Annotated in this window: 24 protein-coding genes and 1 tRNA gene; 19 read left to right on the forward strand and 6 right to left on the reverse strand. The window is 58.2% G+C overall.

Translation table 11 applies throughout. From position 1 onward, the window contains the following. The first annotated feature begins 33 nt into the window (after positions 1–33). The 8 genes from uppS (at position 34) to rpmE (ending at position 8,276) form a co-directional block, all read left to right on the forward strand. Complete coding sequence (gene uppS / locus INR77_RS08135; protein ID WP_223073478.1) at positions 34–675, forward strand: polyprenyl diphosphate synthase; 642 nt, start codon at positions 34–36, stop codon at positions 673–675. Next, positions 665–1,468: a phosphatidate cytidylyltransferase gene (locus INR77_RS08140; protein ID WP_255574011.1), complete on the forward strand. Its 804-nt coding sequence runs from the start codon at positions 665–667 to the stop codon at positions 1,466–1,468. The genes uppS and INR77_RS08140 overlap by 11 nt, the downstream gene beginning before the upstream one ends. Then, a complete protein-coding gene (gene dxr, locus INR77_RS08145) occupies positions 1,468–2,631 on the forward strand; it encodes a 1-deoxy-D-xylulose-5-phosphate reductoisomerase (RefSeq protein ID WP_223070594.1) in 1,164 nt (387 codons plus the stop codon). Before INR77_RS08140 ends, dxr begins: the two co-directional genes overlap by 1 nt. Beyond that, positions 2,624–3,754, forward strand: a complete 1,131-nt coding sequence (rseP, locus tag INR77_RS08150; protein ID WP_370632192.1) for an RIP metalloprotease RseP — start codon at positions 2,624–2,626, stop codon at positions 3,752–3,754. The genes dxr and rseP overlap by 8 nt, the downstream gene beginning before the upstream one ends. A gap of 335 nt (positions 3,755–4,089) precedes the next feature. After that, complete coding sequence (gene bamA, locus INR77_RS08155; RefSeq protein ID WP_255574012.1) at positions 4,090–6,750, forward strand: outer membrane protein assembly factor BamA; 2,661 nt, start codon at positions 4,090–4,092, stop codon at positions 6,748–6,750. Next, on the forward strand, positions 6,750–7,436 hold the full coding sequence (locus tag INR77_RS08160; RefSeq protein ID WP_223070596.1) for an OmpH family outer membrane protein: 687 nt from the start codon (positions 6,750–6,752) through the stop codon (positions 7,434–7,436). Before bamA ends, INR77_RS08160 begins: the two co-directional genes overlap by 1 nt. A gap of 28 nt (positions 7,437–7,464) precedes the next feature. Continuing rightward, positions 7,465–7,944: a 3-hydroxyacyl-ACP dehydratase FabZ gene (gene fabZ / locus INR77_RS08165; RefSeq protein ID WP_223070597.1), complete on the forward strand. Its 480-nt coding sequence runs from the start codon at positions 7,465–7,467 to the stop codon at positions 7,942–7,944. Between the two features lie 107 nt (positions 7,945–8,051). Beyond that, a complete protein-coding gene (rpmE, locus tag INR77_RS08170; protein WP_223070598.1) occupies positions 8,052–8,276 on the forward strand; it encodes a 50S ribosomal protein L31 in 225 nt (74 codons plus the stop codon). A 78-nt stretch (positions 8,277–8,354) separates the two neighbouring features. Here the strand turns inward: rpmE and INR77_RS08175 are convergent, their stop codons facing one another. Further along, the gene (locus tag INR77_RS08175) at positions 8,355–8,990 is read right to left on the reverse strand and encodes a 2OG-Fe(II) oxygenase (RefSeq protein ID WP_223073481.1); all 636 of its coding nucleotides are present in this window, start codon (positions 8,988–8,990) and stop codon (positions 8,355–8,357) included. A gap of 238 nt (positions 8,991–9,228) precedes the next feature. Between INR77_RS08175 and INR77_RS08180 the strand changes: the two genes are divergently transcribed. From INR77_RS08180 to INR77_RS08230, 11 genes are all read left to right on the forward strand, one after another. Further along, positions 9,229–9,305: transfer RNA gene (locus INR77_RS08180), tRNA-His, on the forward strand. Positions 9,306–9,378: 73 nt separating this feature from the next. Next, positions 9,379–10,410: a Glu/Leu/Phe/Val dehydrogenase dimerization domain-containing protein gene (locus INR77_RS08185; protein ID WP_223070599.1), complete on the forward strand. Its 1,032-nt coding sequence runs from the start codon at positions 9,379–9,381 to the stop codon at positions 10,408–10,410. An 88-nt stretch (positions 10,411–10,498) separates the two neighbouring features. After that, the gene (gene ccmC, locus INR77_RS08190; protein ID WP_223070600.1) at positions 10,499–11,257 is read left to right on the forward strand and encodes a heme ABC transporter permease CcmC; all 759 of its coding nucleotides are present in this window, start codon (positions 10,499–10,501) and stop codon (positions 11,255–11,257) included. Then, positions 11,257–11,397 carry a heme exporter protein CcmD gene (gene ccmD, locus INR77_RS08195; protein ID WP_223070601.1) on the forward strand — a complete coding sequence of 47 codons (141 nt, stop codon included), beginning with the start codon at positions 11,257–11,259 and terminating at the stop codon, positions 11,395–11,397. The genes ccmC and ccmD overlap by 1 nt, the downstream gene beginning before the upstream one ends. 8 nt (positions 11,398–11,405) lie before the next feature. After that, entirely contained in the window at positions 11,406–11,867 is a 462-nt protein-coding gene (ccmE, locus tag INR77_RS08200) for a cytochrome c maturation protein CcmE (protein ID WP_223073482.1), read from the forward strand. A 6-nt stretch (positions 11,868–11,873) separates the two neighbouring features. Continuing rightward, a complete protein-coding gene (locus tag INR77_RS08205) occupies positions 11,874–13,868 on the forward strand; it encodes a heme lyase CcmF/NrfE family subunit (protein WP_223070602.1) in 1,995 nt (664 codons plus the stop codon). After that, complete coding sequence (locus tag INR77_RS08210; protein ID WP_223070603.1) at positions 13,868–14,392, forward strand: DsbE family thiol:disulfide interchange protein; 525 nt, start codon at positions 13,868–13,870, stop codon at positions 14,390–14,392. Before INR77_RS08205 ends, INR77_RS08210 begins: the two co-directional genes overlap by 1 nt. Next, positions 14,392–14,814: a cytochrome c-type biogenesis protein gene (locus INR77_RS08215; protein WP_223070604.1), complete on the forward strand. Its 423-nt coding sequence runs from the start codon at positions 14,392–14,394 to the stop codon at positions 14,812–14,814. The genes INR77_RS08210 and INR77_RS08215 overlap by 1 nt, the downstream gene beginning before the upstream one ends. Further along, entirely contained in the window at positions 14,814–15,455 is a 642-nt protein-coding gene (locus INR77_RS08220) for a tetratricopeptide repeat protein (protein ID WP_223070605.1), read from the forward strand. The genes INR77_RS08215 and INR77_RS08220 overlap by 1 nt, the downstream gene beginning before the upstream one ends. A 122-nt stretch (positions 15,456–15,577) precedes the next feature. Next, on the forward strand, positions 15,578–17,515 hold the full coding sequence (locus INR77_RS08225; RefSeq protein WP_223070606.1) for a potassium transporter Kup: 1,938 nt from the start codon (positions 15,578–15,580) through the stop codon (positions 17,513–17,515). A gap of 28 nt (positions 17,516–17,543) precedes the next feature. Beyond that, on the forward strand, positions 17,544–17,771 hold the full coding sequence (locus INR77_RS08230; protein ID WP_223070607.1) for a hypothetical protein: 228 nt from the start codon (positions 17,544–17,546) through the stop codon (positions 17,769–17,771). On the opposite strand, the gene INR77_RS08235 is transcribed toward INR77_RS08230, so the two are convergent. From INR77_RS08235 to dapF, 5 genes are all read right to left on the reverse strand, one after another. Beyond that, entirely contained in the window at positions 17,768–19,123 is a 1,356-nt protein-coding gene (locus INR77_RS08235; RefSeq protein ID WP_223070608.1) for a M24 family metallopeptidase, read from the reverse strand. The two genes, INR77_RS08230 and INR77_RS08235, sit on opposite strands and share 4 nt — an antisense overlap. Positions 19,124–19,130: 7 nt before the next feature. Next, positions 19,131–19,778, reverse strand: coding sequence for an inner membrane-spanning protein YciB (locus INR77_RS08240; RefSeq protein ID WP_223070609.1), 648 nt, complete (start codon positions 19,776–19,778; stop codon positions 19,131–19,133). A 123-nt stretch (positions 19,779–19,901) separates the two neighbouring features. After that, positions 19,902–20,816, reverse strand: a complete 915-nt coding sequence (gene ftsY / locus INR77_RS08245; RefSeq protein WP_223070610.1) for a signal recognition particle-docking protein FtsY — start codon at positions 20,814–20,816, stop codon at positions 19,902–19,904. Next, positions 20,813–21,988, reverse strand: coding sequence for a MiaB/RimO family radical SAM methylthiotransferase (locus tag INR77_RS08250; RefSeq protein ID WP_223070611.1), 1,176 nt, complete (start codon positions 21,986–21,988; stop codon positions 20,813–20,815). Before INR77_RS08250 ends, ftsY begins: the two co-directional genes overlap by 4 nt. Next, complete coding sequence (gene dapF, locus INR77_RS08255) at positions 21,985–22,794, reverse strand: diaminopimelate epimerase (protein WP_223070612.1); 810 nt, start codon at positions 22,792–22,794, stop codon at positions 21,985–21,987. The genes INR77_RS08250 and dapF overlap by 4 nt, the downstream gene beginning before the upstream one ends. Positions 22,795–22,817 lie beyond the last annotated feature (23 nt).

Here is a 22,817-nt window from a genome sequence, read left to right on the forward strand (position 1 = left end):
GTGGAAAACGGCGCAAAACACGTTGCCATCATTATGGATGGCAATGGCCGCTGGGCGAAAAAGCGGGCGCTTCCGCGTGCCGTGGGACACCAGCGCGGGGTTGAGGCGGTGCGCCGTCTGGTGCGAGCGCTTGAGCCGATGGGCCTCGATTGCTTAACGCTTTATGCCTTTAGCTCGGAAAACTGGAAGCGTTCTGAGGATGAGGTTGATGACCTCATGAACCTCATGCGCAAGTTCATTAAATCCGACTTGGCCGAATTCGTCGCCAATAATGTGAAATTGAAGATCATCGGCGATTGGCGCGGGCTTGCGCCAGATATTGTCGCCATGCTCGAAGACGCGCTGGCGCAGACAGCAAACGGTACGCAAACACTTGCTGTTGCACTCAATTACGGGTCGCAAAACGAAATTGCGCGCGCAGCATCCATGGCTGCACAGGCGGGCGAAATTACGGCTGACACTATCGCTGCGCATCTTGATACTGCCGACCTGCCGCCGCTTGACCTGCTGATCCGCACCAGCGGGGAAATACGCCTCAGCAATTTCCTGTTATGGCAATCAGCCTATGCGGAAATGCTGTTTGTCGATACGCTTTGGCCCGATTTTAAGCCTGAGCATCTACAGCAGGCGCTGAAAGACTTTGCGCAAAGGGAGAGGCGCTTTGGTGGAAGATAACGGTCCGTTTGAAGAAGCGCCAATGGAACACGAGCCTGTCAATCAGCGGTCCATTGATCAAGGCCCCATGAATAACGCGCCCATCAATCCTTCGCCCTCTGGAACATCGGACCTTTTGGTTCGCTTTGTCTCCGCTGTGGCAATGATCGGCCTTGTCGTCATTGCCTTGTGGCTCGCAGGATGGTTCTGGGTTGGCTTTGTGGTTTTGCTCGCGGGGCTTGTCCTGTGGGAATGGAACTTACTCACCCGCGCCTTTAACGTGTCGCCCGTTGCCGAAGTCGCCTGGCAGTTTGCAGGCGCGATCTACGTAGGGGCGGCTGCCCTTGCGATGGTGCAGGTGCGGGTCAATTACGACATGATGACCGTACTCATCGCCTTTCTCGCGCCGATTGTGGCGGTTGACGTGGGCGCCTATTTTGCAGGGCGTTTGATCGGAGGGCCTAAGCTTGCACCTCGCATCAGCCCGTCAAAAACCTGGGCAGGGCTGGCAGGGGGCGCCGTTGCGGCAAGTCTTGTCACCATTGGCGTTGAGGTCGCTGATTTTGGTCCTTCGACAGCTCCCGGATTTACCGCCTATGGTATCGCTATGGCCGCGCTGAGTGCGGTTTTGATTGCGGTGATTGCTCAAGGCGGAGACTTGTTCGAAAGCTGGATGAAACGCCGCGCTGGGGTAAAAGATTCAAGCAATCTTATCCCCGGTCACGGCGGCGTTTTTGATCGCCTCGACGGGTTTATCGCGGTGTTTTTCGTGCTGTTTCTCGTCGCTGTTATTCCAGCATATCTGGGGCTTTGATGGCGCGCACGATCACTCTTCTTGGCGCAACAGGCTCTATCGGGGCCTCCACGCTTGATCTTGTCCGGCGCAATCCGGATGACTGGCAGGTTGAGGCGCTGACCGCGAATTGTTCAGCCAATGAGCTTGCCGCATTGGCGCGTGAATTCGGCGCAAAATTGGCGGTTGTTGGCGATGAAAGCTGCCTTGCAGATTTGCGCGAGGCGCTCTCCGGCAGCGGGATTGAGGCAGCGGGCGGGGCGGATGCCCTGTGCGACGCGGCCAAGCGTCCGGTCGATATGACGGTTGCTGCAATCGTTGGCTGTGCGGGGCTTGCGCCAACCATGGCAGCGGTGGAGCGGGGCGGGACCATTGCTCTAGCCAATAAAGAAGCGCTCGTCTCGGCCGGCAGTGTCATGACCTCAGCCGTTGCAAAACACGGCGCAACCCTGCTCCCCACGGACAGCGAACATAATGCCATTTTCCAATGTCTTGCAGGCAGCAGGATTGAAGATGTCGCGCGCATTACCCTGACGGCAAGCGGTGGCCCTTTCCGCACATGGGACAAGGCTGCGATTGATGCTGCAACCCCGGAGCAGGCGGTCGCGCATCCCAATTGGTCAATGGGCGCCAAAATCAGCGTCGACAGCGCGACCATGATGAACAAGGGCCTCGAATATATCGAGGCGCACCATTTGTTCCCCGTGGGGCTCGACCGGTTGAAAATCGTTGTTCACCCGCAAAGCGTCATTCACTCCATGGTCGAATATCGCGACCGCTCGACACTGGCTCAGCTTGGCCCATCCGATATGCGCGTGCCGATTGCATCGTGCCTTGCTTACCCTGAGCGGATGGAAACTCCGTTGGAGCCGCTTGACCTGGCCGCAATCGGCGAGCTTACTTTTCAAGCGCCCAATGAAGAGCTTTTCCCAGCCACCCGCATCGCTCGCGAAGCGATAGAGGCGGGCGGGGCGGCGCCTGCTATCCTTAACGCGGCAAATGAGATCGCGGTGGAGGCGTTTCTGGCTGGTCAGATTGGGTTCAGCCGCATTACGGCAGTAGCGGAAACCACACTGGCGCGGTATGACGCGCCGCCGCCTAAGAATTTGGAAGACATTTTGGCGGTAGATAGCGAGGCGCGAAAACGCGCCCGTGACGCTTTGGAGATCGCGCCCCTTGTTTGATCAACCCCCGTTCTGGATGTACCTTATCGGCTTCCTCGCTTTGCTTGGACCGCTGGTGACAGTGCACGAGCTTGGCCACTACCTCGTTGGACGCTGGTTTGGCGTGAAGGCAGAAGCGTTCTCTATCGGTTTTGGTAAAGAGATTGCCGGATGGACCGACAAACAGGGCACGCGCTGGAAACTCTCATGGCTGCCTCTTGGCGGATATGTCCAGTTCAAGGGCGATATGAACCCGGCGAGTATTCCCGATCCTAATGCGCCCATTGATCGCAATGCCGACGACGGCAGCTTTCAGAACGCGGCATTGTGGAAGCGCGCTCTGATTGTGGCAGCGGGTCCGGTAACAAACCTTGTCGTCGCTGTAATGATCTTCGCCGCTTTCTTCGCCATTTACGGCAATCCGACGATTGTTGGCGCCGAGGATTCGCGCACGGTGGGCGAGTTCGGCGAACAATCCGTCGCGCAAGAAGCTGGCATCCAGATTGGCGATACGATTACCGCAATCGACGGCGAAGTGATGGCTGATTTCGAAGCCATCCGTAACGAAGTCATGCTTCACCCTGATCGCGATATGGTTATCACGGTCCTGCGCGATGGTGATGAGCTTGAAATCCCAGTGACGACTGCACGGGTTGAGCAGGCGGACAGCTTTGGCAATGTGAGCGCAATTGGCCAATTGGGTGTTCGCCCTGCTGGCGGCCGCTACGAATTTGAAGAGGTGAGCCTTCTTGGCGCTGTGCCCCTCGCTCTTGAGCGGTGCTGGGACATCACCGACATGATGATCACCGGTATCAAGCAAATCCTGACCGGAGAGCGCTCGATCAAGGAACTGGGCGGGCCGGTGAAGATTGCGAAATATTCCGGTGAGCAGATGAGCCTGGGCTTTCTTGCCTTCGTCAATTTCGCCGCGCTCATCTCGCTTAACTTGGCGTTCATCAACTTCTTGCCAATCCCTGCACTCGACGGCGGGCATCTGGCTTTCTACGCCGCCGAGGCGATCCGCCGCAAACCGGTGGGACCGCAGGCGACAGAGTGGGCTTACCGCGCTGGCATCGCAGTGGTTCTGGTCTTCATGGTCGTGGTGACCGTCAATGACGTAACCGGACTGTTGCCATTTGGCTGATATGCGGTCTTGCGTGTGCGTGAGGCTTGGTTAGAGGAGCGATCTACCGAAAAAAGGGAACGTACAGGCGCGGATTGTCCGGTCATAGCGCGCATAGTCGGCTTGACCCGCGTAAGGCGCATCGGGCAAAGGCGACTGACACGTTCTTGGGGGAGATGGCACGGCTTTACGGCTTTGCTGATACACACATCGGGGCGATGGTTTAGGTACGGATTGGACGGGATAGAACATCCATGAATCTTTGTGAGCAAGCAGGCGTCCGGTCTGTGACTTTGAGTAATGTGAAGGCCAAGAACGCTGTTGGCCGCTTTAGCCTTGCGCTGGGCAGTGCAACGATGCTGGCAGGGGTGCCGGTCGGCGCTCTTGCCCAAGAGCAGGGCGAGGCTACCACTACTTCGGCTCAGCCCGCGCCAACTGCTACACCTGCACCCGCACCATCTGCCAATACGATCCGTTCGATCAATGTTGTTGGTGCGGAGCGTTTGGAGCCTACGACTATCCTGTCCTACATTCGCCTTCGCGTCGGGCAGGAATACACATCGGCCGCCGCTGACGAAGCGCTTAAAGACCTTGGCGCGACAGAGCTTTTCGCCAATTTCTCGATCCGCAACGAGAATGGCAACGTCATTCTTAACGTGACGGAAAACCCCGTGATCAACCGCATCGTGCTTGAGGGCAACGACCGGATTGATAACGACAAGATCCTGCCTGAAATTCGCCTCGCGCCGCGCCAGATTTTTACCCGGTCAAAAGTGCGCGCAGACGTTGCCCGGATTATCGAGCTTTACAAGCGTCAGGGTCGTTTCGCGGCCACGGTTGAGCCGCAAATGGTCGAGCTGCCGCAAAACCGCGTCGACATCGTGTTCGAGATCGAAGAGGGTCCCAAGTCCAAGGTTCGCCAGATCAATATCATCGGGAACGAGATTTTCTCTGACGGCGAATTGCGCAGCGAGATGGTGACGAAGCAATCGCGCTTCTTCCGCCTGTTCAGCTCCAACACGAGCTACGACCCCGATCGCCTTGCTTTTGACCAGCAAAAACTGCGTCAGTTTTACCTGACCGAAGGCTATGCCGATTTCCGCGTGGTGTCTGCTGTGGCCGAGCTTACCCCCGATCAACGCGACTTCATCATCACCTATGTGGTCGAAGAAGGGGAGCGTTATAATTTCGGCGAGGTTGAGGTTGATAGCCAGCTGCGCGATTTTGACAGCGAAACGCTGCAAACCGGCCTCGCAATCCAGAGCGGTGATTTTTATAACGCGAAATTGGTTGAGGATACTGTTGAATCCCTGACCGAGCTCGCTGGCCGCTTTGGTTATGCTTTTGCTGACGTCCAACCCCGCTTTAATCGCAATCCTGATGACAAGACGATGGATATCACCTTCGTCCTGCGTCAAGCGCCGCGGGTTTATGTTGAGCGCGTTGACATTAACGGCAACACGCTGAGCCAGGACAAGGTGATCCGCCGCGAATTCCGTTTGTCGGAAGGCGATGCGTTCAACTCAATCGGTGTTCAACGCACGACCGCGCGGATCAATTCGCTTGGTTATTACCAAGAGAACTTCGAAGTCACCCAGGTTGAGGGATCGGCCCCTGACCGGATCGTCCTTGAAGCCAATGTCGAGGAGCAGCCCACCGGCGAGCTTCAATTCTCGGCAGGTTTCTCTTCCATTGAACGCTTCATCCTTGCTGGCTCGATCCGTCAACGCAACTTTCGTGGCCGCGGGCAAACAGTTGGCCTGTCGCTGAACCTTTCGCAATTCTCGCGTTCAGCACAGTTGAGTTTTACAGAACCCTATCTGTTCGATCGCAATATTTCGGCTGGCGCAGATATTTATCGCCGCGATTTCAACAGCTTCAACCGCTTTGATCGGACCCGCGAAAACACCTTTGAACAGTCGACCACCGGCGGTTCGGTGCGTGTTGGTGTGCCGCTGACCGAATTCATGTCGCTCGTGGGAAGCTACACGCTGAACTATGACGAAGTGAGCCTCGATGAGACGCAGTTCTTCACCGACACCAATGGTGATGGCATTCGCGGCAACAGTCCGGAAGACACGTGCGACACCTTCCGCTCGGGTCGCTTCTTGTGCGACCAGCTTGGCAACCGTTTGAGCTCGATTGTGGGGCTCAGCCTCAATTACAACACGCTCAACAACGGCTTTCGTCCCACACGCGGGCGGTTGATCTCCCTCAGCACCGAATTTGCAGGGCTGGGCGGCGACGTGCGCTATCTGCGATTCCGCGGGAAGGCGCAGCAATTCTGGAATGTTTTCGATTCCGGCTTCATCTTCTCGCTCTCGCTTGAAGGTGGCACGATCCATCCGCTGCGCGAGCGTACCGGCGTTGGGGTTGACGATGTCTTCCTGACTGACCGATTCTTCCTTGGTGAACCGCAATTCCGCGGCTTCGACATTCGCGGTGTTGGCCCTCGTGTGTTGAGGCAGGGCGCACTGCCTGACCCGCTCAACCCCAACTTTGCTCTGCTTGATGAAGACGGTAACATCGTCTTCAACGAAGAGCGTGACCGGGTGCGTGATGATGCGCTTGGCGGGCGGCACTATTATCTGGGCCGTGCCGAGATTGAAATTCCACTCGGCACTGGCGCGCGCGAATTGGGCCTTCGTCCGTCGATCTGGATGGATGTGGGCGCGCTCTGGAACATTGAGACACCTGTTCTCAACTCCACCAATTTCTTCTCGGAGCGGGTTGAGACGGTTGTCACCGACTCAGATGGCAACGAATCTACCGTTGTCTCGTTCGTGACCACCGAGAACCCGATTGCGGCTGATGGCGTGACCCCCAACACGCCAAGCTCCGCCAATATTCGCGAGATTTTCGTCGGCGATTCGTCGAGCCCTCGCATCACCGCCGGTATCGGCGTGAACTGGAACTCACCCTTCGGTCCGTTCCGCATCGACGTCGCTCAGACCATTCGTAAGGTCGAGGGCGATGATGACAAACAAATCACGTTTAACGTAGGAACCCAATTCTGATGAAACTTTTCAAGAAAACTCTCAGCGCAGCGGCTCTTGCTGCTGGCGCTCTTGTCGCGGCAACCCCCGCTGCTGCTCAGGTTCAAGGCCAGATGGCAACCGCTGACATCAGCCGCGCAATCCTTGGCACGACCGCTCTGCAAACTGCCTACAACCAAGTTGGCACCACATATGCAGCGCAGATCGAGCAACGCTCGACCAAGCAGCAACAGCTGACCCAATTGCTTCAGCCCTTCGATTCAAACGGCGATGGCCAGCTTGCCGAAAGCGAGCTTGCAGGTGTGCAGTCTTCGCCAAACTTCACGCAGATTCAGACACTTGAGCAAGAGATTGCCAATCTCAACGCGCAAGTGAACGCGGCGCGCGTTTACGCAGTGGAGCAGGTTTTCGCGCAATATCCAGCAGCGCTGACCGAAGTGGCCGAGGCCCAAAACATCGCGATCGTGTTCCAGCCGGATATGCTGCAATATGCAAAGCAGGGTACGGACATCACCAGCCTGATCACAACCTCTCTCAATGCGAAGGTGCCATCGGTACAAATCGTACCGCCAGCCAACTATCGCCCGAACCAAAACGCCGCGCAGATCTTCCAGGAGATCCAGCAAACCCTGCTTCGTGCACAAATCATCCAGCAGCAGCAGGCCGCACAGCAAGGCCAGCAGCAGTCCGCGCCAGCGGGTCGCTAAGGCTTAATCGGGCAAACAGGGGCAAGGTATGAGCGAGAGTGAAAAACCGTCGCAGCCGATCACCGACTACGACATTCACAAAATCCTGAAGGCCTTGCCTCACCGATACCCGTTGTTGCTGGTGGACCGGGTGCGCGAAATTCATTTGAACGAGCGCATCCATGCGGTGAAAGCCGTGAGCATGAATGAGGAGTTCTTTCAGGGGCACTTCCCCGGAGCTCCTATCATGCCGGGCGTTCTCCAGATTGAGGCGCTTGCTCAAGCTGCAGCGATCCTTGGGATTGAAACCCTGGAGTTGGCGGGCACTGGCAAGCTGGTGCTGTTCATGGGCATCGACAGCGCGAAATTCCGTGCGCCTGTGACACCGGGATGTCTGCTCGACCTCAAGGTTGAATTTCTGCAAGCGCGCCGCACGATCTACAAGTTCAAAGGTGAGGCGAGCGTCGAAGGCAAAGTCACCTGTCAGACGGAATTCACCGCGATGATCGCGGACCCGCCTGAAGGGTAATCACACGGTTCGGCTTGCAATTTTCTCTCGCGGCGTTATGTGCGCCCATCTCCAGTTTTATAGCACCCCCGGTCGGTACCGGGGAAAGCTCTCGAAGGACAAAGACGATGAAAGCCGAAGGGCACCCAGAATATCACACGATCACGGTCAAAATGACCGATGGCACCGAGTTTCAAACCCGCTCCACCTGGGGCAGCGAGGGCGACACGCTCGCGCTTGAGATTGACCCCACCAGCCACCCGGCATGGACCGGCGGCAACCGCCAGATCCAGGAAGGCGGCCGTGTGGCAGCGTTCAACAAGCGTTTCGGCGGTCTTACGCTCAAGAAATAAGCTTTCATCGCTCAGCGAATTTGAGAAGGCGGCCTGTAGCGGGCCGCCTTTTCTTTGTCTGCTATGCGACGTAGGCGATCACCAAGGCCACGGCCTTTCGCGGTACCACTTGGTGATCACATATTTCATGCCCTTGCGCACTTTCATGCCGTGGTGGAGCGTGTTGGGGTTAAGCTCGCCATCGGGGCGCTTGTTGTTCCAGCACACGAGCTTACCCACCTCAGGCTGGAACGTCTTGCCAACGGTCTTGAACCGCGTTGCACCGCCTGCCTCCACCTCGTTCAAATAGATCATGAAGGTCCAGGTGCGCTGACCCGATTCGCTGCAAAACTTTTCGAAATCGGCGGTGCCGGGGGTGAAATAGTCGGTGTGCGCCTTGAACTCTTGTCCTACGGCATAGCGTTGCCCCTGAACCGGTTCGCCAAGCGCGGGGTCAATACCATTGAGGCCATGAAGCATCGCGTCGAGTTTCTGCACGACCGGCTCTGCACGTGGCAGATCGCACGTCTCACTGGTGCGGAAGGTCGCATCGCCATCGGAATTGGCGAGCGTGCTGGGACGCAGGTCTTTCTCGATTAATGCGATAAGCTGCTGACAGTGGTGCGGTGTCAGGAATTCCTTGAGTTGAAACAGCTCAATCTTGGGGTGAGGCACGCGCTGAATGCGGTTGCTCGTTGCAAGCTTGAGAGAGACAGAATCACCAAGAACATCCATGATGGCCAACTGTAATTCCAAGCTTCGCTCAGGCAAGAGTGCTCGGCTACGCGAAATTTTATTGCGCGAAGGCAAAGTCGACGCAGTTTTCGCTTCCCATTCCTCGCACATTATGCAACAGGCTCCCGCCCGCCCTTGACGGTCTTGACCAGACAAGGGGCTTTGCGCAAAGGCGCTTTCGCAAGCGTCTTGTGCACCGGCCCTTGGTCGATCTTGAGAGGCGGAAAATTGATGTGTGGCGATCGTAGCTCAGTTGGTTAGAGCGCCGGTTTGTGGTACCGGAGGTCGGGGGTTCGAGACCCCTCGATCGCCCCATTTTTCTCCCCCCTCATAGGTAGCGGCTTCGGGTTCAAGGTGGACGCTGTTCCTCTTGCCTGTGGGGCCTTTTATGACTGCATTCTGGACCGAAGCCGATTTTGACGATCACGAGTTTGTGCACGTGGTGCGCGACCATGCATCGGGGCTGACGGCGATTATTGCGGTTCACTCGACCCATTTGGGGCCGGGGGCGGGGGGCACGCGCTTCTGGCATTATCCCAATCCCAAGGATGGCCTTCGCGATGCGCTGCGTTTGTCGCGGGGCATGAGCTATAAAAACGCCATGGCTGGATTGCCAGCAGGCGGGGGCAAGGCGGTGATCCTTGCCGATAGCGACCGCCGCAAAACGCCAGAAATGCTCGCCGCTTTTGCTAAAGCGATTGATCGGCTCGGCGGTAATTACATCACCGCGCAGGATGTCGGGATTTCCGAAGATGACATCGTCGCAGTCAGCCGTGGCACATCGCACGTGGCCGGGCTTCCCGGGCGGGGCGGTGATCCGGGGCCTTACACAGCGCGCGGTGTATATCTTGGCGTGAAGGCGGCGGCCCGCCGCGCGCTTGGCAGCGATGATATGCGCGGCGTGCGCGTTGCCATTCAAGGCGTGGGAAGCGTTGGCGGCGGGCTTGCCCGCTACCTTGCTGATGACGGCGCCGAGCTTATCCTTGCTGATATCAATCAAAGCTACGTTGAGAGCCTGGCAAAAGAACTGAGCGCTCAAGTTACCAGTGTCGACGAAATTCTCACCGCTGAATGCGATATTGTCAGCCCAAATGCCCTTGGCGCGATTTTGACCGAGGAATCTATCGCTGGCCTTAAGGCAAAGGCGGTTGCAGGCGGCGCGAACAATCAGCTTGCCAAAGGACATGAAGGCGCGCTGCTGCAAGATCGCGGCATCCTTTATGCACCCGATTATGTCATCAACGCAGGGGGCATTATCAACGTTCTTCGGGAGATTGACGGGTCGGATGATGACGCAATCCATGCCAAGATCGACAAGATCCCCGGCCGGCTCGAAGCCATCTGGCAAGAAGCCGAGGAAAGCGGCGCATCGCCCGATGTTGTTGCCGATCGCATGGCCCGCAGGCTCATCGGGCGTTAAAAAACCGGGTTTTCAACGACTGTTGCAGGTTTTGCGCTCTTGCAGGGGCTGGCAAGGACACTAATACAGTGGCTACGAGATTAGCACTGTGCACATTTACGCGAATCCCAAGAGATTTCTGGCGCTGGCCAGTTGGATGACGCCGCTTCTGTTTTGGGGCGGGGCTGCGCTTTCGCTTGGCGCGATTGCGTGGGGTCTTGTCATGGTGTCGCCTGACCGCTTGATGGGTGAGACGGTGCGTATCATTTTCCTCCATGTGCCCGCCGCCTGGCTGGGCATGGGAGGATGGACCGGGATCGCCATGTCAAGCGCTGCCTTGCTGATCTGGAAGCACCCCCTCGCAGGGCTTTCAGCGCGCGCCATTGCACTGCCCGGCATGGTGTTTACCGCGATTTGCCTTGTGACGGGTTCCATCTGGGGGCGTCCCACATGGGGCACGTGGTGGGAATGGGATGGACGGCTCACCAGTATGCTGGTGCTACTGTTCCTTTACGGCGGCTATATCGCGCTTTCTCAGGCGACGCAGCGTGAAGGCGGATCACCCAAAATTCCAGCGATCCTTGGAATTGTTGGCGCGATTATCGTTCCAATCATCAACCGCTCCGTCGTGTGGTGGAATTCGCTCCACCAACCACCCAGCCTGACCGCTGGTAAAAGCGCAATTGATGCAGAGTATCTGTGGCCTTTGCTTGTCTCTACGCTCGGCTTTTCGCTGTTGTTTGGTGCGATTGTTCTGATGCGGATGCGCGCACTGATCGCAGAGCAACAGGTCGAAGCGCGCCTGCGCCGCCGTGCGCTTGATGAAGACGCGCCTGCGCCGCCAAGCGCGGTCGCGGAGACAGCATAATGCGTGAGGCGCTTGATCATTGGCCCTTCGTCGTGGGCGCTTATGCCGTAGGCGGTGTGGCCATGGGATGGCTTATCGCGTGGAGTTACACCGCAATGCGTAAAGCTGAAAAGCGGCGCGAAGAGATGAGGCGTAAATAATGGCCCAGATGAAGGCAAAACATCAGCGTATGACCCTTGTGGTGCTGGCGTTGATTGCGGTGGTGGCAGCCGGACTGATTGCAGCCTGGGCGCTGCGATCCCAAGCCAATTATTTCTACCTGCCAGAACAAATGGCAGCAGAGCCGCCGGAGGTGGGACAAGCGGTGCGTTTGGGCGGCATGGTGGCCGCTGACAGCATCAAGACCGCTGAGGATGGCATTACGGTGAGCTTCCTAGTTACCGGCAACACCGACGACATGATCCCTGTGACTTACAGCGGGATCCTGCCCGATCTGTTTGTCGAGGGGTCAGGCGTTGTTGCAGAAGGGTCATTGCAGGCCGATGGCACCTTCCTTGCGACCAATCTGCTGGCAAAGCACGATGAGAATTATGTGCCCAAAGAGCTTGAAGGGCTCGAAGGGCATAAAGCGTCTGAGGAATACGCCGAAACCGTGGCGGGGATGAGTTAAACCGTCATGATCGCAGAACTCGGACACGCTGCCCTATGGCTCGCAACAGCGCTTGCAGTCTTGCAGATGGTGGGGGGCGCGCTTGGCCTTCGCAACGGTAATGAGGCGATAGTCGCTCTTACACGGCCCGCTGCTGTCGTGCAGGCGTTTTTGGCGACGCTCTCCTTCCTGTTGCTGCTCTACGCTTTTGCGATCACCGATCTGTCGATCAAGCTTGTTGCAACCAATTCCCACTCGATGAAGCCGTTTATCTACAAATTGACGGGCACTTGGGGGAACCATGAGGGCTCTATGCTCTTGTGGGTGGCGGTTCTGGCCCTTTCTGGTGGCCTTCTGGCTGGGCTTGAAAGGCGTCTGCCTGAAAAAACGATGTCAGCAACGCTCAGCGTGCAAGGCTTTGTTGCGCTTGGCTTTTACAGCTTCCTTTTGCTGTCATCGAACCCGTTTGAACGCCTTCCTGTGCCAGCGGGCGAGGGATCGGGATTGAACCCGCTCTTGCAGGATATTGGCCTCGCGATCCATCCGCCCACGCTATACATCGGCTATGTTGGTCTGTCTGTCGCGTTTAGCCTTTGCATGGGCGCATTGATCACGCGCCAGGTGACGCCTGATTTTGCGAAGGTCATGCGGCCGTGGGTGCTGGCTGCTTGGGTGTTTCTCACATTCGGCATCACCGCTGGCTCTTACTGGGCTTATTATGAGCTTGGCTGGGGCGGTTGGTGGTTCTGGGATCCGGTTGAAAACGCCTCCCTCATGCCGTGGCTTGCGGCGACGGCATTGCTCCATTCTGTAAGCGTTCTGGCTGCGCGCGATGCTTTACGAACGTGGACGATCATGCTGGGCGTTCTTGCCTTTTCCATGTCAATGCTCGGCACTTTCCTTGTTCGCTCTGGCGTTATCACCAGCGTGCACGCCTTCGCGGTCGATCCTGAGCGGGGGAGCTTCATCCTCGCGCTGCTTGGCCTTTATATCGGCGGGGCGCTTGTCATCTTTGCCATGCGGGCAGGGTATATCGCCGAAGGCAAACGCTTCACCGCGACAAGCCGCGAGGGAGCGCTTGTCTTCAACAATGTGATGCTGTCCGCGATCCTTGCGATTGTGCTGCTGGGCACGCTTTATCCGGTCTTCACTGAAGTTTTCGATGTGCGCGTTTCGGTCGGCCCGCCCTATTTCAACCCAGCAAGCGCCATTTTCGCAATCCCGATGTTCATGGTGATGGCGGTGGGGCCGCTTCTGCGGTGGAAAGACGATAAGCCTGCGCGCATCCAGTTCGAGGTGCTGCTGCTCGCAAGCATCGCCATCACCGTGATTGCGCTCGTTGCGTTCTTTGGCAGCTATGACATTCTCCCGCTGCTCGGTCTTGCATTTGCAGCAGCGCTGGGTGTTGCCTCGCTTCTGCCACTGCGCGGTCGAAAACTCTCCCGCGTTCCCACCGCCACCTGGGGTATGGTGATGGCCCATTTTGGCGTTGCGGTCGCATTGTTTGGCATGGCAAGCGAAAGCGCCTTTACCTCCGAAAGGCTCGCAGCGGTGTCTTCCGGCGGGCAAGAGCAGGTCGGCGAATGGACCATCGAGCTGCAAAGCGTCGATCCGATCGCAGGCCCGAACTGGACCGCAATCGAGGCGCGCATTATCGCCACGCGCGGTGATGGAGACGGCGTTCTTCTCACCCCGCAAGCGCGCAATTTCTGGGCACCGACACAAGCCACCAGCGAAAGCGCTCTGCTGACCACTTGGGATGGCCAGTTGTACGCTGTGATCGGTGATCAGGCGGGCGTTGATGCCAATGGCAACCCGCGTTGGCAATTACGGGTGTGGTGGAAGCCGTTTGTGACTTTCATCTGGTATGGCGGCCTCATGATTGCCTTTGGCGGTATTCTCTCGATTATCGGGCGGCTGCAGGTCGATCTTAAGCGGCGTTCCGTGACCAAACGCGGCAATCAACGCCGCGAGGATGCTGCCGCCCTCGCTGGTGGAACCGCGCCGGAGCCCGCTGAATAATGCGCCTTATCTACCTCATCCCATTAGCACTCTTCCTCTTTTTTGCAGGGGTGGCCGGCTATCAGCTGACCCAGCCAAAGGATGTAAACATCCCCTCGCAGATGATTGAACGCGAGCTTCCCGATTTTGCGCTTGAACCGGCGCTTGAAGGGATGCCCGGGGCGTCGCGCGCGGACTTTATCGGTGGCAAGCCCAAGCTTCTTAATATCTGGGCAAGCTGGTGTGTGCCTTGCATCGCAGAGGCGCCGCACCTTGAGCGCCTGCGCCAAGAAGGCGTGGAAATCATCGGCGTTGCGGTACGCGACCGACCAGAGGCGGTTGAGGGCTTCCTTGCTCGTTATGGCAATCCCTACACCCGCATCGGCGCAGATGACATTTCCGAGCTGATGCTGGAAATTGGCGCATCGGGTGTGCCGGAAACCTATGTAATCGATGCTGCTGGAAACATCCGATACCAACACATTGGCGACATTCGTGAAAACCACGTTGAAATGCTGCTTGAAAAACTGGAGGAAGCAGCGTGATGCGTTTTCTGTTGGCCTTGATCGCCCTCATCGCGGCCCCGATTTACGCGCAAAGCTCAATGCCGCCTGCGCCTTACGCCTATACTCAGCTGGATGATCCTGTGCTCGAAGCTGAGGCTGCGGCACTCATGGAAACGCTGCGATGCCTCAAATGCCAGTCTCAGAGTATTGCCGATAGCGATGCGCCTATGGCTGGCGATATGCGCCATCAGGTCCGTTCGCGCCTGCTCGCTGGCGAAAGCCCCGAAGAAGTGCGCGATTGGCTGACGCAGCGCTATGGCGATTATGTGAGCTATGAGCCCACGGTCAGTTCTACGACCTGGCCCCTTTTCGCCATCCCAGTGCTGTTACTCCTTATCGTTGGCGCAGTGCTCTTGCGCAGGCTTGGTAAGCGGTCTTCTGGCTCGGAAGGGAGCGCGTAATGGATCAATGGCTCGCGATCCTCGCGCTTGCGCTGGTAAGCTTTGCGATTGCCGCGTTTTACCTGCGGATGCCCCGCCAAGGTTTTGCCGTATTCGGGGCAGCGCTCCTGTTCGGGCTCGTTGGCTACAGCTGGGTGGGCTCTCCGGGTCAGTCTGGCAGTCCCAAACAACCACAAGTTCAGGCCGAACAGGAATCGGGCGAAGCGATGGTCGAGGCGCGCCGGGCGCTGTTCGATCCGACGACGGCCAAGCCTGATTACCTCACGCTGTCCGATGGCTTCGCCCGTCGCGGCAAGTTTGACGATGCCGCGGGCCTCTTGCGCCAGGGTCTTCGCGAAAACCCCGATCACCTCGAAGGTTGGCTTGCGCTTGGCATGGCTCTCACTGGCCATGCGGAGGGCTTCGTCACGCCAGCGGCCAATTATGCCTATGGAAAAGCGCGGGAAATTGACCCCAGCAATCCGGGTCCGGACTTCTTCCTCGGCACTTCGCTGGTGCAGACTGGACAGATCGTCGCCGGGCGCAAGGTGTGGGGGCGCCTGCTTGAAAATTCGCCCGACGATGCTCCGTGGAAGGCTGAAATTGAGCGCCGGGTCGAGCGGCTCGATGAAATGATCGCCAATGCGCCCATGCTGCAATAGGTGCAGACGATAGGCGCGATGTTGCAGGTGCGAAGCCGCAGTGGTAATGGCGGGCGCCTTACGCGGGTTCAGAGCGCTCTGAGTCCCACACACCGGGTCACCGAACGGGACAATCGCACACGATGAGCGAAACCTCAGCAACAGCGGAACATTCCTCATTGGATACGCATTCCAGCGGCCACGCGCATGGCGGTTCGAAAGCCGCTTTGGCGGTGGGCGCGATTGGCATTGTTTTCGGCGATATTGGTACAAGCCCGCTTTACGCCTTTCGCGAAACCTTCGCTGGCACGGCCAATGTCGCGATTGATCGGATGCACGTGCTCGGCGTGGTCAGCCTCATCTTCTGGTCGATGCTGCTTGTGGTGGCGATCCAATATGTGACGATCCTCATGCGCGCCGACAACAAGGGGCAGGGCGGGTCGCTCGCTCTCGTGGCGCTGCTTTCCCGGCATATGGGCAAGTCTTCCTATGGCTGGTTGGTGGTGCTTCTCGGCGTTTTTGCGACATCACTTTTCTACGGCGACTCGATGATTACGCCCGCAATTTCCGTGCTTTCTGCGGTTGAAGGGCTCACCGTCGTCGATCAGGGGTTACAACAATATGTGATCCCCATCGCGCTTGGCCTGCTCGTCTTTCTCTTCATGCTTCAGGCGCGCGGGACAGCAAAAGTTGGCGCGCTGTTTGCCCCGGTTATGATCGTCTGGTTCACTGTCTTGGCTGGCCTTGGCGGGTGGCAGATCATCCAGAACCCGGACATCTTGTGGGCGCTGAACCCCTATTACGCGGTCATGTTTTTCGTGACCGATGGCTTCGTCGCTTTCCTCGCCTTGGGTGCGGTTGTGCTTGCGGTGACAGGTTCAGAGGCGCTGTATTCGGACATGGGGCATTTTGGCCGGGGGCCAATGCGCCTTTCGTGGTTCGGCTTTGTCATGCCGTGCCTTCTTCTCAACTATTTCGGACAAGGCGCGCTTATCGCCGGGCTGCCTGCTGAAGAAGCCGCAGTGGTGGTGCAGAGCCCGTTCTTCCTGCTTGCCAGCGAAGAATGGCGCTTGCCGCTGGTATTCCTTGCAACCGTGGCGACCTTTATCGCGAGCCAGGCGGTGATTTCGGGCGCGTTCTCAATCACCCATCAGGCGGTGCAAATGGGCTTTATGCCGCGCCTCTCGATCCTTCACACCAGCGAGACCGAAGGCGGTCAGATTTACATTCCCGTCGTTAACTGGGCGCTGATGGTGGCGGTGATTCTGCTGGTGCTCACTTTCCAAAGCTCGTCCAACCTCGCCTCCGCCTACGGGATCGCAGTGACTGGGGCGGTGACGATTGATACGCTTTTGATGGGCCTTCTTTTCGTCAGCGTGTGGAAGTGGAAATGGTGGTACGCAGCGCCCGTGGTGCTCCTCTTCCTGATCGTGGATGGCGCTTATTTCGCAGCCAACCTTACCAAGATCCCCGACGGCGGTTGGTTCCCTCTGGTGGTGGGCTTTGTCGCATTTACTTTCCTGACGACCTGGGCGCGGGGCAGAAAGCTTATGCGCGCAAGGATGAGCGAGGGAAGCCTGCCGATTGAGATTTTCGCCAAATCGGCCAAGAATTCCGCGCTGCGCGTGCCCGGCACCGCGATCTTCATGGCCAGCAGTCAAGCCGGTGTCCCGTCTGCGCTGCTCCACAATATCAAGCACAATAAGGTGCTGCACGAGCGCGTCGTGATCTTGACGGTTGATATTCAGGACGAGCCCTATGTCGATCCGGACAAGCGGTGCGAATACACCGATATGGGCGATGGCTTTTACCGTGCGGTGCTGCGCTATGGCTTTATGGAAGAGACGGACGTGCCTGAGGGCCTTAAGGGCATGGGGCTTTATTGCGGTGGCCAGTTCGACATGATGCACACCAGCTTCTTCCTTTCGCGCCAGACCTTGCTGGCGAGCGACAAGCCGGGGATGCCAATCTGGCGCGAGAAGATCTTCGCTTGGATGCTGAGGAATTCGGCAAGCGCGATGGACTTCTTCAAACTGCCCACAAACCGCGTGGTGGAGCTTGGCAGTCAGGTTGAGATTTAGAGCTGCGCGTTGGCACAGGGGAGCCGCAATGCCCACCAAAGTCGATTTCAAACGCACCGTGCGCGATCACGCCAAGCTTGAGGGGGAGGCGACCATCAGCATTGGCACAACCACCTTCACCGGCGATGGTGACAGGCTGTTCTTGAACTTCAAGGACGTCGGTATTCTCTTCAGCCACGAAGACGCCGAGGACTTTCTGAAAGCCGCGATGAACGCCTATTTGCGGCTCGGTTACGGCGCAGAAGGTGGCGCTTAGTCGCTTGGGATCATCGTGATCGCCGTTTGCCGCCCATGCAGAAACCTCACGCTCTCCCCATCGAAAAACGCATCTTCCTCGGTGCGGAAATCCACGCGTTGTCCGCCCCATTCCGGCACCGCTGAATAGCTGGTCAGCTCAATCGCCCAGGCGGTGTTGGCGCGAAGTGTATCTTCCCCGCGCGGGTCCGCCTCCTGATTGTCCCAAAAGCCGATCGCGGTGCCTGCGCCGTGCCCGTGAAAGCCGATGGGGTGCGAATAGATCGACGGGTCGAGCCCTTCCGCAATCGCCTCTGCGCGGGCACGGGCGAGGATTTCATTACCCGAAAGTCCCGTTCTCATGTGACTTATGAGGATGTCCTGCACCCGGTTGGAATTGGTGAGGCCCTGCTGCAATCCCGCGGGCACTTCGGTTTCGCCGGGTTTCAGGACGTAGCCCAAATGCTGGTTATCGGTGTTGAGGCGAAGGTAGGTCAGCCCCAAGTCGGTCCACAAAAGATCACCCGGCATAATCACCGTATCGCCCGACAGGATGCCTTCCTCACCCTCGCGCTGGAGGCCGAAGCTGGGGTGGAACCATGGGGTGATCCCTAGGTCTTGAATACGCTTGCGATACCACCACTGCACCTCGCGCGTGGTTGTCACGCCCGGAGTGATCACTTTGCGCGACATCGCCTCTGAAATCAGCTGATGGGCAAGGGCGACCAGCGCCCGGTATTGCACGACCTCTTCGCTCGTGCGCGTCTCCAGCCAGCGCACCGCAAGCCGCTCGCCGGAGACAATCCGCTCGCGGTATTCGGGGGCGAGGGCCGTCATCATCGCATCATACTGGCTCTTGGTCATGCCATCGGCAAAGCGGGTCGTAGCAGAGACGTTGATCGCGATATTTGCCGGGTCGCGCGCCGCGATAATGTCGGCCAGTGCTGCCCATTGGTCCGGCTGTTCATCTGGTTCCCAAGCGGGCTCGAACAGTCCGGCAAGGCCATAACGGCTGACGGTAAGGCGTTCGATGTCCTCTCCTGCACCGGGGTCAAAGAACACCAGAATTGTCCGCCGCCTTGCGTTGAAGCTTTTGGCATCAAGCATGGTGGCGATCACTGGCTCTTCGAAATATTCGCGCGCCATGATGACCCACATGGCAATCCCCTCTTCGCGCATTAGCTTGGGAATGAGGGTGTTGAGCCGGTTGGCGAGCCTTGCGTCGATTATGTCGGCGCGGCTCTCAAGCGGCAATATCGCCGCAGGCTCTACGCGCGGGTCGCCTTCAGCAAAGGTGATCGGGCCATGGGTGTCGGCAAGCGCCGGAGCGCTCAAAATAGCGGCCAAACCGATGAGCAGTTGGGCAAATTTCATTGCTGGCTTAACTCTTGGCTTCATCCTCATCATCATCGCCTTCGTTCTGGCCCACATCAAGCCCGTGCTTCAAGAGCATGGGTAGCTGGGTGAAGGTGAAGAGGAAAGTGAGGGGGAGAAACACCCAGAGCTTTGCCCAAAGCCAGCCTTCAAAGTCGAGATAAGCACGCAGGGCTTCGTTGAATCCGGCAAGCAGGAGAAAGAAGACCCCCCAATTGCGCGACAGTTTAAGCCAGCCTTCCTCAGAGAGCCCCTCGAACGCTGCTTCGAGCAGGATTTTGAGGAGCGCGCGGCCTGTAAAGAACCCGGCGAGTAAGGCTATGCCGAAGCCTGCGTAGATGATCGTGGGTTTGAGTTGCACAAACACCGGATCGCCAAAAAAGATGGTGAGAGCGCCGAAGCCAACGATCAATGCAGTGGAGAGCCACAGCATAGGTGAGACTTTGCCAAGCTTGAACTTGGAGAAAAGGAGCGCGGCGACGGCTGCGACCATAAAGGCGCCCGTGCCGTAGATGATCGCGAGGAGCTCGCCCGCCGCATTGGGCTCTGCTGGCGCGTTAAAGCGGTAGACGCCGAGGAAAACGAGCAAGGGGCCATAATCGACCGCCACGTTGAGCCAGCCTGAGCCTTGGGGTTTTGTGTCTGTCTCGCTCATTTAACTCTCTTTTTCGTCATTGCGAGGAGCCGCAGGCGACGAAGCAATCCATGGACCTATTTCAAATCAGAGGGCGCGGGGTCATGGATTGCCGCGCGGCTCCGCCGCTCGCAATGACGAAGTTTAGGCAACTCCAGCAATTACCCTTGCAACAAGATCAGGGTCGAAGGGGCGCAGGTCTTCCATCTTCTCGCCAACGCCAATCGCGTGGATAGGAAGGCCGTATTGCTCGGCAGCAGCCACCAGAACGCCGCCGCGAGCGGTGCCGTCCAATTTCGTCATGATAAGCCCTGTGACCCCTGCGACCTCTTTGAACACGTCGATTTGTGAGAGCGCATTTTGCCCGTTGGTCGCATCGAGGACGAGCACCACGTCATGCGGGGCCTCTTCGTTCAGTTTGCCCAAAACCCGGCGGATCTTGGCAAGCTCTTCCATAAGCTCTTTCTTGTTCTGAAGGCGACCAGCGGTGTCCACGACGAGCGCATCAATCCCGGTGTCGGTTGCCTGCTTTACCGCATCGAACACAATGGAGGCCGGGTCGCCGCCCTCTGGCCCGCGCACGATGTCCACGCCGGCGCGCTCTGCCCAGGTCGCAAGTTGACCGATGGCGGCGGCGCGAAAAGTGTCTCCTGCGGCGAGAAGCACGCCGTAATCATCTTCGGTAAACAGGTGCGCGAGTTTGGCGATGGTCGTGGTTTTGCCTGAGCCATTGACCCCGATCACAAGGATGACTTGAGGGCGCGGGAATGCGGTGATTTCCAAAGGCTTTGCCACGGGGCGAAGGATTTCGGCGATCTCTTCGGCGACGCTTTCCTTGAGTTCGCGTTGAGTTATCTCAAGCCCAAAGCTTTTATCCGACAACCTCTTGCGGATACGCGCAGCCGCAGCAGGGCCAAGGTCAGAGACAATCAGCGCATCTTCAATATCATCCAGCGTCGCATCATCAAGGCGCGTCGCCACACCTGTCAGATTGCTCCCAATCCGCTCAGAGGTTTTGCGAAAGCCGCCGAGCAGCTTCTCGCTCCAGCTTTGCGTCATACGAGCATTCCTTCTTGCACAATCGCCGGGGTGAGCTTGAGTATCTCGCCCGGTGTCGCATCTGCCGGGCACTCTACCCGCGCGTAATTAGGGGCATAGCCTGTGCCGTCGCGTTCGACGAGGACTGGCATGGTTTCACCCACAAGCGTGTTGAGCCACCGGGAACGCTGGCGCTTTACCGCCTCACGCAATTCCGCAGCGCGCGCTTTGACCACACTGCGGTCCACTTGCGGCATACGCGCAGCAGGCGTGCCGGGGCGCGGGGAATAGGGGAAGACGTGGCCATGGACGATGTCAAGTTCCTCGATGATGGAGAGGTTGGCGGCATGGTGCTTTGCTTCTTCCGTGGGGAAGCCCGCGATAAGGTCCGCACCAATCGCCAACTCAGGGCGGCGCGCTTTGAGGCGGCTGACCAGATCGACCGCATCATCGCGCAAGTGACGCCGCTTCATGCGCTTCAGCATCAGGTCGTGGCCGTGCTGCATCGAGAGGTGGAGGTGGGGCATCAAGCGCTTTTCCGAAGCGAACAGCGCGAACAGCTCCTCGTCAATCTCAATCCCGTCGAGCGAGGACATCCTCAGGCGAGAAAGCGAGGCGAACTCGTTTAGAACAGAGCCCACCAGAGCGCCAAGCGGCGGAGCGCCAGGTAAATCATGCCCCCAGCTTGTGACGTCCACACCCGTCAGCACAACTTCTCTGGCCCCTTGCTCAAGGTGATGTTCCACCTCGCGCAGCACCTGTGCGATAGTCATCGAGCGGCTTTTGCCGCGCCCTTGCGGAATGACGCAGAAAGTGCAGGCGTGGTCGCAACCGTTCTGCACCGCGATAAAGGCACGGGTGCGTGTGGGGGGAGGGGGCGCTTGTGGAAGAGGCACGTTCCACACGCGCGGGTCCAGCTTCTTCTCATTGGCGATAATCCCGTTGACCTCGGGCATATCGGCCAATTGCTCGCGCTCAATATCAGCCGCGCATCCTGTCACCAGAAGGCGCGCATCAGGGCGTTCGCGGCGCGCCTTGCGGATCGCCTGGCGGGTCTGGCGCACGGCTTCGGATGTGACAGCGCAAGAGTTGATGACAACCACATCATCCGCGTCGTCCAGCATCGCTTTCATGCGCTCTGATTCCGCGATGTTAAGACGGCAGCCAAGCGAGATGATTTCGGCACCGCTCATGCGAAATCGTCCCAATCGAACTCTCCGCGAAAGCTCTCCGCTGCAGGGCCAGTCATGCGGATGCTCTCACCCTCGCGCCACTCAATGATGAGATCACCACCCGGGAGCGTCACGCGCACTTTTTCACCCGCCAGCTTGCATCGGATTGCTGCGACCGCAGTTGCACACGCACCCGTACCGCAAGCGCGCGTGAGGCCCGCGCCGCGTTCCCAGACGTGCAGCTTGAGATGATCGGGGCCCACAAGGCTCGCCACATTGACATTGACCCTTTGCGGGAAAACCGGATCGTGTTCGATTTGTGGCCCAAGCGTTGCCAGATCAATCGCGTCGGCATCATCGACGAAGAAAATCACATGGGGATTGCCGACATTGACCGCCGATGGATGTTGCAACGCGCCCCAGCCAACCGGCATTGTGAGAGTGTCCATCGGATAATCCAGCGGGATCTGATCCCAGTTGAACCGGGGCTTGCCCATATCAACCGTCGCACCGCCTTCAGAAGGCTCCAGCGCCAGCACACCGCCAGCGGTTTCAATCTGTGCCGGCTCGCCGTGCAGCAGCGCCACCGCGCGGGTTGCATTGCCGCAGGCTTCGACTTCGCCGCCGTCTGAATTGAAAATCCGCATTCTGAAGCTTTGCGTCTCGCTCGGCTCCAACACGATCATCTGATCACAGCCAATCCCTGTGTGTCGGTCAGCAATCGCGCTGGCGAAGGTCGCGGTGATCGCGGGCAGGGGCGCGAGGCGCGCGTCAAGCACGACGAAATCATTGCCAAGGCCATGCATCTTGATGAAGGGGACACGCATTATGGATGCGCATTTATGCACCC

Source organism: Erythrobacter sp. SCSIO 43205, from assembly GCF_019904235.1.
Classification (GTDB): Bacteria; Pseudomonadota; Alphaproteobacteria; order Sphingomonadales; family Sphingomonadaceae; genus Erythrobacter.